Source organism: Acetobacter senegalensis (assembly GCF_001499615.1).
GTDB lineage: Bacteria > Pseudomonadota > Alphaproteobacteria > Acetobacterales > Acetobacteraceae > Acetobacter > Acetobacter senegalensis.
In genome coordinates, this window is sequence record NZ_LN606600.1 from 1688686 (window position 1) to 1700798 (window position 12113).

A 12113-nucleotide genomic window follows, 5' to 3' on the forward strand; every position below is an offset into this window, starting at 1 on the left:
ATAATGCTTGGCAGGAAGGCCCAAGCAGCGTAATGCACGCCTCATTGGGGCTGCATGCCCATTTTCATGTCTCGCAGTTGCAAGGTTCAAAATGAGCTGGATCACCGAATATGTCCGTCCCAAAATTCGCGGCCTTCTCCGCCGTGAAGTGCCGGATAATCTGTGGACCAACTGCGAGTCCTGCAGTCAGATGATTCTGACCAAGGAACTGCACAAGAACCTGAATGTGTGCCCGCACTGTGGCCACCACATGAAGGCTCCGGTGACGGAACGCCTTGAATGGACATTTGATAACGGCGAGTTCACCCGTATTGAACTGCCTTCCGCTCCCGTTGATCCGCTAGGGTTCCGGGATCAGAAAAAATATACGGACCGTCTGAAGGACGCCCGCGCCAAAAGCCATGTGGATGAATCCCTTGTGGTGGCGCACGGTAGCATTGGCGGGCATCCTACCGTTGTGGCCGTCATGGCGTTTGAATTCATGGCAGGCACCATGGGCGCGGCTTTTGGCGAACGCTTTGTGGCCGCCGCGCGTCTGGCTGTTTTGCAGAAATCTCCGCTGGTTGTTTTCACCGCATCTGGCGGGGCGCGGATGCAGGAAGGCGCCATCAGCCTGATGCAGATGCCCCGCACCACCATTGCCGTGCAGATGCTGAAAGAAGCCGGTCTGCCTTACATTGTGGTGCTGACCAACCCGACAACGGGCGGGGTTACGGCCTCCTTCGCCATGCTGGGTGATGTGCAGATTGCAGAACCCAATGCCTTGATCGGGTTTGCAGGCCCGCGCGTTATTCAGGATACCGTGCGTGAAAAACTGCCCGAAGGCTTCCAGCGGTCCGAATATCTGCTGGATCACGGCATGTTGGACATGGTGGTGGTGCGTAAGGACATGCGTGCCACGCTGGGCCGCGTGATTGGACTGCTGACGCGCGCGCCGGTTGGTGCTGAAAAATCAGCACCTGATCGGCCTGCGCCGGTAGAGGAAGCACCCACCGCGGCTCCGTCTGTCTGAGTTTGGCGAGCGTGCCCGCTTCTGCCGCCGGCGCAGCGCCGACAACCGAATTTTCTGGTCGCACTGGTGAGGTGCTGGAGCGCCTCAACCATCTGTACCCGGCGCTGATTGATCTCTCGCTGGGGCGGCTTGAAGCCCTGCTGACCAAGCTGGGTAACCCCGAAGAAAAACTGCCTCCTGTAATCCATGTGGCGGGCACCAATGGCAAAGGCAGCACCTGCGCCACGCTGCGCGCCATGGGTGAGGCCGCAGGCTGGCGTGTGCATGTAATGACATCCCCGCATCTGGTGGATGTTACTGAACGCTTCCGTATTGCGGGAAAGCTGGTCAGCGAGGCTGAACTGGTCTCTACGCTGGAAGAAATCGAGCGGGTGAATGCAGGTGCGCCCATTACGGTTTTTGAGGTGCTGACCGCCGCTGGTTTTCTGCTGTTTGCCCGCCATCCGGCAGAACTGGCGATTATCGAGGTCGGGTTGGGTGGCCGGTGCGATGCTACCAACGTGCTCAAACACCCGGCCGCATGCATTGTTACCTCTGTTTCCATGGATCATGAGGCCTTTCTGGGCAACACGCTTCAGGCCATAGCGGCAGAAAAGGCCGGAATTTTTAAACCCGGCGTTCCGGCTATTACAGGCGCACAACCGGAAGCCGTGATGCAGGTTTTAGAAGCGGAAGCCCAGAAGGTCGGGGCGCCTTTGCATCGGCGTGGGCACGAGTGGCAGATTACGCCAGAACGTTCTGCCGAGACCGCAAAACCATCTTCCGCACTCATCTTTACGGATGGGCAAGGGATCCTGCATCTGCCTGCTCCGGCATTGTCTGGCCCGTGGCAGATTGAAAATGCCGGTCTGGCCGTGGAGGCTTTGCGGGTTTCCGGCTTGTCTGTTCCCGCCACGGCGTGGCAGGGGATTGGGAACGTTTTCTGGCCAGCCCGCATGCAACGCCTTCATGGCGCTCTGGCTGCGCGCGTGCCGGAGGGGTGGGACGTCTGGCTGGATGGTGGCCATAACCCCGGTGCTGGCCATGCGCTGGCCAAGGAACTTCAGAACTGGGATGATCGTCCGCTCCACCTGCTGGTGGGCATGAAGCAGACCAAGGATGCATCCGGTTTTCTTGACCCTGTGCTGCCGTACGCCACAACGGTCTGGGCTATCAGTGAACCCAAGCAGCATCTGGCATTGCCGGTAGAGGCCATTGTAACAGCATCCGGTGGTAAGGCGCAGGTTGGGCCAACGCTGGCGCAGGCGCTTGATGGCCTCAAGGCGCAGTCTGAAGGAAAACCGGCGCGGGTGCTGATTTGTGGCAGCCTGTATCTGGCTGGTGTGGCGTTAACGCAGGATGGCTGGCAACCGGGCGCATAAAAGCGCCTGCCAAACATAGCCGTCACCAGTCCGCCAAGCGGAAGAGACTTCAATAAAAAAGGGGAGAAAATGGTGCCCCCAGTAGGATTTGAACCCACGACCTACCGCTTACAAGGCGGTTGCTCTACCACTGAGCTATAAGGGCACAGCACAACTTGGTGCAGGGGCAGGATTAAAACGGCAATTTTTGACGCACGTCAAGGGCTGGTTTTCACTCCTGGTACAGATTTTTGGCTGTTATGATATTGCATCCCGCAAGGCGCTGGCGCATCTAGGCGATCATGCCGTACTCAGAGCCTGCACCAATGCCCCTTCTTTCTCTGCACGACAGCCAACGCCGCGCAACAGTGCCTTTCACACCGCTCGATCCGGGCCATGTGAAGGTCTATTACTGTGGGCCTACGGTGTATGATCTGGCCCATATCGGTAATCTGCGCGCCATGTTGACGGCGGATGTTCTGGTGCGGCTTCTGCGGCATCTGTTCCCGCGTGTCACGTTTGTGCGCAACATCACGGATGTGGATGACAAGATCACCGCCCGTGCCCGCGCAAACGGGGAGGATATTGGTTCCCTGACGCAGCGGACCACGGAAGAGTTCCATGCCGATCTGGCTGCCATGAACGTGCTGCCGCCTGATATTGAACCCCGAGCTACCCATAATATTGGCGAGATGCAGGCCCTGATCGCCCGCCTGATTGAAAACGGCCATGCGTATGAGGCCGATGGCCACGTGCTGTTTTCTGTCGCCTCTTTCCCATCTTACGGTGCGCTTTCCGGGCGTGACCCTGAAGAATTGGTGGCAGGTGCCCGCGTGGAAGTGGCCACCTATAAAAAAGATCCTGGCGACTTTGTGCTCTGGAAGCCCTCCGATGCAGACCAGCCAGGGTGGGAAAGCCCGTGGGGCCGCGGGCGTCCGGGGTGGCATATTGAATGTTCGGCCATGTCGCACCGCTATCTGGGCGAGAGCTTTGATATTCATGGTGGTGGGTCTGATCTGCTGTTCCCGCATCATGAAAATGAACGGGCCCAGAGTCTGTGCTGTTTCCCTCAGGGCAAGTTCGCCAATTACTGGGTGCATAATGCCATGCTGCTGGTGGAAGGGGAGAAGATGTCGAAATCGCTCGGCAACTTCCTGACCATTCGTGATGTGCTGGCTCAGGCTCCGGCAGAGGCGCTTCGCCTGTTGCTGCTGGGGGCGCATTATCGTTCCACGCTGAATTATACGCAGGCAGGGTTGCAGGAAGCGCGCAAAACGCTGGACCGGTTCTACCGCGCACTGGCCGCAGGCCCTGTGCCTGAAACGGATGTGCCGGAAGGGGTGTTGAAAGCCCTGACGGATGATCTCAATACACCCATGGCTATTGCCGAACTGCATGCATTGGCAGGGCTAGCACTGGCGGGAGACCGCGCAGCGGCGGGGGCTTTGAAAGCCGGAGCAGGCATGCTGGGGCTTTTGCAGGAAGACCCGGAAAAATGGTTCAAAGGGGATGCTTCAGAAGATGATGCAGCCATTGAAGCCCTGATAGCCGACCGTCTGGCAGCAAAGAAAGCACGGGATTTTGCAAAGGCCGATGCGCTGCGCGATCAGCTTCAGGCGCAGGGGATTGTGCTGGAAGACAGCAAGGACGGCACCACCTGGAGGCGTGCATGACCGGGCGTGATGGCGGCGCGCCGCTGGAGCCGATAGGCAATACGCCGGTTGTTATTCTGGTGCGGCCTCAGCTTGCTGAAAATATTGGCACGACGGCACGGGCCATGGCTAACGGCGGCCTGTTTCACATGCGCATTGTGGCCCCGCGTGATGGCTGGCCGCAGGAGCGTGCATGGCGTGCGGCCTCAGGCGCAGACCGGATTCTGGATGCCGCAACGGTGCATGAAACGGTTGATGATGCAGTGGCGGACTTACACCATGTGTTCGCCACCTGTCCGCGCCCACGCCACATTGTAAAGCAGGTCATGACCGCCCGCGGAGGCGCTGCCGAACTCCGTGCTGCAACCAACCGGGGGCTGCGTGTGGGCCTTATGTTCGGGCCGGAACGGGCTGGTCTGGATAATGAGGATATGGCGCGGGCGGATGGGTTGATTCGCTATCCGCTGAATCCGGCCTTCATGTCCCTCAATCTGGCGCAGGCCGTCATGATCATGGCGTATGAATGGTGGCTTGCTGCAGATCAGACCCCGCCGCGTGAGCTCATGACCAATGAAACCCATGTTGCCACCAAGGGTGAGCTTGAAAATTTCATGGGGCATCTGGTTCGGGAACTGGATGAGTGCGGTTTTCTGCATAATGAGCAAAAACGCCCCGGCATGGTGCGGAACCTCCGTCATTTCTTTACGCGGGGGGAAGTGACCGAGCAAGAACTGCGCACCATGCATGGGGTGGTGCGTGAACTGGCCAACAAGAGGCGCGCAAAAGTCTGATTGGTTTTTCAAACTGTCTCTGATCTGTTGGGGACGGTTTGAAATAAAGGAGTTCCCCCCAAAGCGACGGGTAAGGGCGGACCAGTTTGGTACACGGTTTGGTGGGGTTACGGTTTTCCTGAGCGGCGTGTGTGAGTTACAGACCCACTCTTACGCAGAAGGCTGCGGCCTTCATCGGAAATCCAAGACAACTGTTTGAAAAAGTTGCTCAGGTCGGTCCGGTTCTCTTTTGATGGCTAAGTATGCAGGATTTTCTTCCAGATTGTCCGGCATGGAGCCTTCAGATCCGGCTTTATCAGCCTTAAAAATCCTCGTGCCCCGTAAGTGCTGACTTTTCAGGCAGCATCCAAGGCCGGATTCGTGTTTTTGCGAGAGAAACAGGGAGGCCGGTTATGGTCCCTGTTGAGAGTTTATCTGTCAGGCATGCAGGCACACCTGACAGATAAAAATCCTCAGTCGGCAGCCAGCGGCATGTTGCGCTGAGCCATGGCGGTGGTCACATGGTCTTCCAGTGCAGCCGTAATCTTGTCGGCCTGCTTGGCAAAGATATGGTCCGCTTCCGGAAAGACGCGATAATCAACCGTCACACCCTTCTGGGTGTTCAGTTTGTCCACCAGTTTATGGATGGCAGGTTCAGGAGCCATGTCATCCTTGCCACCAGCAATCATCAGCCCACCACAGGGACAGGGAGCCAGAAAGCCGAAATCATAGTAGGTGGCAGGCGGCGCAACACTGATCCACCCGGTAATTTCCGGACGGCGCATCAGAAGCTGCATGCCCACAAACGCCCCGAAGGAATAGCCAGCAATCCACAGGCCGGAAGCATTGGGGTTAACCATCTGCATCCAGTCCAGTGCTGCGGCGGCATCTGAAATTTCGCCAATTCCGCCATCATACCGGCCCTGAGACCGGCCGACGCCGCGTGAGTTGTAGCGCATGACCGAAAAGCCCATTTTTTCAAAGGACCGGTACATCGCATACGTAATACGGTTGTTCATGGTGCCGCCGTGCAGCGGGTGGGGGTGCAGCACGAGGGCAAGCGGCGCATTGGGCTCGTTTGAGTGATGGTAACGCCCTTCAAGGCGACCGTCAGGGCCGGCAAACATAACCTCAGGCATTTGTATTCCGCATAATCTTTGAATGCGCCCTTGGGCATGACGCATCCAGGTTTGGCGAAGGTCCCAGCATGGAACGATGCCGCGCACCGTGCCGGAACAGGCGGGTTATCAGGCCCGCAAAAAGGTCAAGAACTGTTCATCCGCTACCATGGAGGGAAGGCAGAGGGCGGCGGGCATACAGTATGGACATGGTATCATGCAAGACGCAGGAAAAGGGGGAGGCAGTTTTTCCGGCATTGACGGCGTCGGAAATGAGGGCATAATCCCCTCGTTCTGTCTCGCGGCCTTCTGTTATGGAAACAGTGTTTCCACAAAAGACGGCCTTGCTGCGCTGTATGGTATCGACCATAAGCCCCTCTATAACGGGTGCGGAGCCGAAATTTCCACATAAATCGTTATAATGGCTGTTTTGTGCCCTTTGCAGAGGACACCATTGCACCCCAGAAACAGGCAGGAACGGGATCATGACCGCACATACACACAGCAGGGATGGCCAGAGCCGTGTTGTGTATCTGGATGCCAACGCCACAGAACCTCTGCGTCCACAGGCAAGGGACGCACTGCTTGAAGTGGCGGACATGACGGGAAACCCCTCTTCCGTGCACAGGGCAGGCCGTATGGCGCGGGCCGTGCTGGAAAGCGCGCGGGATACCGTGGCCCAGATGTTCGAGGTTGAACCGCTGAACTGTATTTTCACCTCAGGCGGCACGGAAGCCAATGTGTTGGCCATGCACGGTCTGGGGCAGGGACGTCGTTTTCTGGTGGGGGCGACGGAACATGACGCCGTGCGCAAAGGTGTTCCGGAGGGAGCACTGGTTAACTGGTTGCCGGTCACCCCCAATGGGCAGGTAGAACTGGACGCATTTGAGGCAGCCTTGGCGGCGGACGAGTCGCCTGCCTTTGTGTGCCTGATGTTGGCCAATAATGAGACAGGTGTGCTGCACCCGTTGGCGGAAGTGGCAGCACTTTGCCAGCGTTATGGGGCGCACCTGCATGTAGATGCCGTGCAGGCAGCCGGACGAATGGCGTTTTCTGTCGCAACCATTGGTGCGCAGAGTGTTGCGATTTCCGGCCACAAGATTGGGGGCCCAAAAGGCGCGGGGGCCCTGCTGCTGGCTGGCCCGGCTCCGGCACGGGTAGCCCCTTTGTTTGAAGGCGGTGGGCAGGAACAGGGGCGGCGGGGCGGCACACAGCCATTGCCGGCCATTGCCGGGCTTGCTGCCGCTTTGAAAGCCGCGGTTGAAACCCCGCGTGACCTCAGTCCTTTGCGCAACCGGCTGGAGCAGGCGGCAGTAGCGGCGGGCGCTGTGGTGTGTGGGGCGGAAGCGCCGCGCCTGGGCAACACAACCTCACTGGCGCTGCCCGGGCGGCGGGCCCAAGGGCAGTTGATGCGGCTTGATCTGGCCAATATCTGCGTATCGGCGGGCTCCGCGTGCTCCTCGGGCAAGGTGGCGTTTTCCCATGTCTTGCAGGCCATGGGGCTGGATACTCTGGCTGGAGAGGCGATTCGTGTGTCTTTGCCCTGGAATGTGCAGGAACAGGACATAGATACGTTTATTCAGGCTTATGCTGGCATGGCGCAAAGTGCCTCCCCTGTTCTGGGGCTATAAGATACCGGCTGCTGGCTGTTCAAAAAGTCTTTCCGCAGACGTCTGATGGGGGACCAAATGGAAGAACTCTATTTCGATCACGCTGCGACCACCCCTTGTGACCCGCGGGTACAGGCTGTGATGATGGCGGCCCTTGAGCAGGAAAACGGCAACCCCCACAGCGCGACACACGACTCGGGCCGGAGAGCGGCTGTACTGGTGGAGGCAGCGCGGCAGCAGGTGGCCGATCTTCTGGCAGCCGACAGCCGTGAGATTATTTTTACGTCCGGAGCGACAGAGGCCAATAATCTGGCCATCAAGGGCGCAGCCCGGCATCTTGCCGCACAGGGTAGCCCGCGCAAACGCATCATTACAGTGGCGACCGAGCATAAATGCGTGCTGGAAAGCGTGCGTGATCTCGCCGCAGAAGGATTCGAGCCCGTTATTCTGCCAGTGCAGCCTGACGGCCAACTTGCGCCCGATGTGCTGGCGCGCGCGCTGGAAATTCCGACGGCGCTGGTCTCCCTCATGGCGGCCAATAATGAAACGGGCGTGCTGCAGGATTTCACGACACTGGCACCTCTTGTGCAGAAGGCAGGGGCACTTCTGCATGCGGATCTGGCACAGGCCGCAGGCAAGATACCGGTAGATGTCTCAGCCATGGGGCTGGCTCTGGCCTCGGTCTCTTCCCATAAACTGTATGGCCCGAAAGGTGCCGGGGCGTTGTATGTGCGGCGGCGGCCCCGTGTGCGGTTGGAACCGCTGTTTTCCGGCGGCGGGCAGGAGCGCGGCCTGCGCTCCGGCACATTGCCCGGCTTTTTGCTGGCCGGATTTGGGGAGGCCTGCCGTATTGCACGAGAAGAGATGGCGAAGGATGCCACCCATCTCGCGACTCTGCGGAGTCTCTTCATGCAACGGTTGACGGAGTGCCTGCCGGGTGTTGGCATCAACGCGGAAAATGCGCCCCATTTGCCCGGTCTGTTCAGTGTGCGTCTACCAGCCGGGCTGCGCGCGCTTGATGTGCTGGAGGCCGCAACGGGCATTGCCGCCTCGCTTGGTTCGGCCTGTTCCTCGGCTGAACTGGCACCGTCCTATGTGCTGGAAGCCATGGGTTTAACGCGGGAAGAAGCGGGAAGAAGCTTGCGTCTCTCCCCCGGACGTTTTACCTCACCCGCCGAGGCGGAGCGTGCGGCGGATGTGCTGGCGCAGGCCGCCCTGCGGGTACGCGGCCAACGCATGCCCGAAGAGACCGCATGCGTGTGACCCTCACCGCAGTTGAGACAGCCTTGGCAGGATATAAAGACGAATGCCCCAGATGACGTTTGTTGAGCAGGACGGAACAGAGCGTACGGTTGATGCGCCGCTTGGCCTTTCCGTACTGGAAATTGCCCATAAGCACGGTATTGATCTTGAAGGTGCCTGCGAAGGCTCTCTGGCCTGCGCCACCTGCCACGTGATTGTTGATCCGTCCTGGGCGCCGAAGCTCAATACGCCGACGGATGACGAAGAAGATATGCTTGATCTGGCGTTCGGGCTTGAAAAAACCTCTCGCCTTGGGTGCCAGATCGTCATGACCGAAGATTTGAACGGGCTGGTGGTGCGTCTGCCGCGCACGGCCTGAACACACACCGTTTAACGTAAGAAAGGGAGCGCCATGCGCATTCTTGTGGCCATGTCCGGGGGGGTGGACAGTTCCGTGGTTGCCGCCCGCCTTCAGGCAGAGGGGCACGAGGTGATAGGCGCCACCCTCCAGCTTTATGATTCGCGCGGAGCCGCCAAAAAGGGGGCCTGCTGCGCGGGGCAGGATATCCGTGATGCTCGGGCCGTGGCTGATCGCCTTGGCTTTCCGCATTATGTGATTGATGCCGAGCGCCGCTTTCAGGACAGCGTGATAGAGCGTTTTGCTGATGCCTATGCGGCGGGTGAAACGCCTGTGCCCTGCGTGGCCTGCAATCAGGGCGTGAAATTTACTGATCTTCTAGGGTTGGCCAAGGAAATCGGCGCGGATGCCATGGCCACAGGCCATTACGTGCGGCGCGTGGAAGGCCCCGATGGCGTGGAACTGCACCGCCCGGTGGACAGCGCGCGGGATCAGTCCTGGTTTCTGTTTGCCACCACGCGCGAACAGTTGGCGTTTCTGCGCTTCCCCTTAGGCGATATGCCAGACAAGGGTGCCGTAAGGGCGGAAGCGGAAAAGTTTGGTCTGATTGTTGCAGGCAAGCCCGACAGCCAGGATCTCTGCTTTGTCAGCGATGGGTCCTATGTGGATCTGGTTGAGCGCATGCATCCGGAAATGGCCGGGCCTGGCGAAATTGTGGACAGTGCCGGGCAGGTTGTGGGCCACCATGAGGGCGTGATGCGCTTTACCGTGGGGCAGAGCAAACGGCTGGGCAATGCGGCGCGCCTGAATGGTGAGCGTCAGATGGTGGTGGGCGTGGAACCGGGCCGCCGCCGTGTGATTATCGGCCCGCGTGAGCACTCTTTTGTCAGTTCTCTTTCCGTGCGGGATGTCAACTGGCTAGTGGATGCGCCGCCGGAGGGCCTTGTCTGCCATGTGCAGATGCGCGCGCGGGAAGTGCCGCGTCCAGCCCGGGTTATTCCCACGGCAGACGGGGCGCTGGTGCAACTGACCGAACCGGCAATGCCTGCGCCCGGTCAGGCCTGTGTGTTTTATGATGGCAGCCGTATTCTGGGCGGTGGTTTTATCCGCCGGGAAGCAGCCGCGTCGGCAGCCTGAGGGAGAGACAGCATGGCAGATGGTCGTCTTGTTATCGGCACGCAGCGTTATTCATCATGGTCTCTGCGTGGGTGGCTTATGGTGAAGCTGGCTGGGCTGAATGTCTCCACACAGGTTGTTCCGCTTGAAGGGGCTGGCCAGACCAAGGCGCTTAAAACCCTTTCTCCCAACGGGTGCGTTCCCTATCTGGAGCACAACGGGGTGCAGGTGTGGGATTCTCTTTCCATTGCTGAATATTGTGCGGAGCAGGCCCCGGCCCTGTGGCCTGCAGACCGGTGCGAGCGCGCTGTTGCGCGGTCTCTCTCGGCAGAAATGCATTCGGGGTTTCGTGGTGTACGCTCCACATTCCCCATGAATCTGGGGCGGGATGCTCGTCCTCTGGCAACACCCCTTGATGCGGATGTTCTGAAAGATATTACGCGTATTGATGCCATCTGGACCGATGCACGTACGCGTTATGGTCAGGGTGGACCCTTCCTGTTCGGGGCGCAGTTCGGCAATGTGGATGCCATGTTCGCGCCAGTTGTCTCGCGCTTTTTGTCCTATTCCGTGCCAGGGCTTTCCGAGGCGTCTCGGGCCTATATGCAGGCAGTGCGTCATCATCCCCTGATGCAGGAATGGTACGAGGCTGCGGCGCGTGAGCCGGAAGCGTGGCATCTGGACATGTACGAATCCATTGCGTGATCCCTGACGGGAGGCATCAGACTTATGGTGTCGATGCAGGCTTCTGCCTCAAGACCACAGGATGAGGACGCAATGCCGTTGAAGGTGATGACTGTCCTGCCCCCGAGAGAGCGCTTTGCGGTGGGGGAGGCTGGTGCAATTTCTCTGCTGGTGCAGCGCATGGCTGCGCCGGGAGAAATTGTGGTGGGGTTGCCGCCGGACAGCGCACCCTTTGCTGGTATTTCTTTTCTGCCCGTGCAGCGCGTTTTTCGGCCTTTCAGCCGTATTCACCGTTACGCTGGTGGGGTGGCACGTCTGGCACGGCAGGTGCAGCCTGATCTGCTGGAAGTGCATAATCGTCCGGATGTGGCGCTTGCCTTGCGCAAACTGTGCCCCACCGTGCCGGTTGTACTGGTGCTGCATAATGATCCCTGTGGCATGCGGCGCGCGCGAACATCGGGGGAGCGCGACAAGCTGGGGCAGGCGGTCGCCATTGTGGCTGTGTCAGAATGGGTGCGTTCGCGCTTTGTCAGCCAGAATGTCAAAGCCTGTGTACGGGTTCTGCCCAATAGTTTGACTATGGCCTCTCTTCCCGCCCAACCGGACCAGCGGGAAAAACGCCTGCTGTTTGCAGGCCGGGTTGTGGCGGACAAAGGGGCCGATGCGTTTGTTGCGGCCTGTGCCCAGATTCTGCCCCGGTACCCGGAATGGCGGGCGGATATGATCGGTGCGGACCGTTTTGGCCCGGATTCGCCAGAGACTCCCTTTCTGGCAGCACTCCGCCCTAAGGCGATTGAAGCAGGGGTAGTGTTGCATGGCTACCAACCGCATGAGGTCGTGTTGAACGCCATGGCGCATGACGCCATTGTGGTTGTGCCCAGCCGTTGGCCGGAGCCTTTTGGCATGTCCGCGCTGGAAGCCATGGGATGCGGGGCCGCCCTTGTCGCGTCACGCAAAGGCAGCCTGCCCGATGTTGTGGGCGATACAGGTCTGTATGCAGACCCGGATGATCTTCCCAAACTGGTTCAGGTTATTGAGCGCCTGATGCGGGATGAACCGCTGCGCCAGACCTTGGGGCAGGACGCCCGCCAGCGGGCGTGGTTGTTTGATACAACCATCGTGCGTGAAAAGCGGCGCCTTCTGCATCAGGACATTGTGCGGGAATGGCGCTGGAAAGGCACCTTCCACGCCTGAAAGATAATTTTGAAAAT

12 protein-coding genes and 1 tRNA gene are annotated in these 12113 nt (G+C 59.4%); 10 read left to right on the forward strand and 3 right to left on the reverse strand.

The window, feature by feature from the left end:
* Positions 1 to 91 precede the first annotated feature (91 nt).
* Positions 92 to 1012 (forward strand): acetyl-CoA carboxylase, carboxyltransferase subunit beta, encoded by a 921-nt coding sequence (accD, locus tag ASN_RS07495; protein WP_058987764.1) that lies wholly within the window; start codon positions 92 to 94, stop codon positions 1010 to 1012.
* Positions 1013 to 1023: 11 nt separating this feature from the next.
* The gene (locus ASN_RS07500) at positions 1024 to 2373 is read left to right on the forward strand and encodes a bifunctional folylpolyglutamate synthase/dihydrofolate synthase (protein WP_058989227.1); all 1350 of its coding nucleotides are present in this window, start codon (positions 1024 to 1026) and stop codon (positions 2371 to 2373) included.
* 70 nt (positions 2374 to 2443) lie between these two features.
* Here the strand turns inward: ASN_RS07500 and ASN_RS07505 are convergent.
* Positions 2444 to 2518 (reverse strand) — tRNA-Thr (locus tag ASN_RS07505).
* Positions 2519 to 2678: 160 nt separating this feature from the next.
* Here ASN_RS07505 and cysS point away from each other — a divergent pair.
* Together cysS and ASN_RS07515 are read left to right on the forward strand one after the other, a co-directional pair.
* A complete protein-coding gene (gene cysS / locus ASN_RS07510; RefSeq protein WP_058987765.1) occupies positions 2679 to 4025 on the forward strand; it encodes a cysteine--tRNA ligase in 1347 nt (448 codons plus the stop codon).
* Complete coding sequence (locus tag ASN_RS07515; protein WP_006558163.1) at positions 4022 to 4795, forward strand: RNA methyltransferase; 774 nt, start codon at positions 4022 to 4024, stop codon at positions 4793 to 4795. Before cysS ends, ASN_RS07515 begins: the two co-directional genes overlap by 4 nt.
* 452 nt (positions 4796 to 5247) lie before the next feature.
* On the opposite strand, the gene ASN_RS07520 is transcribed toward ASN_RS07515, so the two are convergent.
* Both ASN_RS07520 and ASN_RS19590 read right to left on the reverse strand, forming a co-directional pair.
* Positions 5248 to 5913 (reverse strand): alpha/beta hydrolase, encoded by a 666-nt coding sequence (locus ASN_RS07520; protein WP_035382606.1) that lies wholly within the window; start codon positions 5911 to 5913, stop codon positions 5248 to 5250.
* A 136-nt stretch (positions 5914 to 6049) separates the two neighbouring features.
* Positions 6050 to 6262: a hypothetical protein gene (locus tag ASN_RS19590; RefSeq protein ID WP_140385826.1), complete on the reverse strand. Its 213-nt coding sequence runs from the start codon at positions 6260 to 6262 to the stop codon at positions 6050 to 6052.
* Positions 6263 to 6377: 115 nt separating this feature from the next.
* On the opposite strand from ASN_RS19590, the gene ASN_RS07530 reads away from it, so the two are divergent.
* From ASN_RS07530 to ASN_RS07555, 6 genes are read left to right on the forward strand one after another with little or no spacing between them, the layout of a single operon-like run.
* Entirely contained in the window at positions 6378 to 7523 is a 1146-nt protein-coding gene (locus ASN_RS07530; protein ID WP_058987766.1) for a cysteine desulfurase family protein, read from the forward strand.
* Between the two features lie 57 nt (positions 7524 to 7580).
* On the forward strand, positions 7581 to 8765 hold the full coding sequence (locus ASN_RS07535) for a cysteine desulfurase family protein (RefSeq protein ID WP_058987767.1): 1185 nt from the start codon (positions 7581 to 7583) through the stop codon (positions 8763 to 8765).
* A gap of 43 nt (positions 8766 to 8808) precedes the next feature.
* The gene (locus ASN_RS07540; RefSeq protein WP_006558169.1) at positions 8809 to 9123 is read left to right on the forward strand and encodes a ferredoxin family 2Fe-2S iron-sulfur cluster binding protein; all 315 of its coding nucleotides are present in this window, start codon (positions 8809 to 8811) and stop codon (positions 9121 to 9123) included.
* A gap of 33 nt (positions 9124 to 9156) precedes the next feature.
* Positions 9157 to 10239 (forward strand): tRNA 2-thiouridine(34) synthase MnmA, encoded by a 1083-nt coding sequence (mnmA, locus tag ASN_RS07545; RefSeq protein ID WP_006558170.1) that lies wholly within the window; start codon positions 9157 to 9159, stop codon positions 10237 to 10239.
* A 12-nt stretch (positions 10240 to 10251) separates the two neighbouring features.
* A complete protein-coding gene (locus tag ASN_RS07550) occupies positions 10252 to 10923 on the forward strand; it encodes a glutathione S-transferase (RefSeq protein ID WP_058987768.1) in 672 nt (223 codons plus the stop codon).
* Positions 10924 to 10956: 33 nt separating this feature from the next.
* A complete protein-coding gene (locus ASN_RS07555; protein WP_058989228.1) occupies positions 10957 to 12096 on the forward strand; it encodes a glycosyltransferase family 4 protein in 1140 nt (379 codons plus the stop codon).
* Positions 12097 to 12113: the final 17 nt, after the last annotated feature.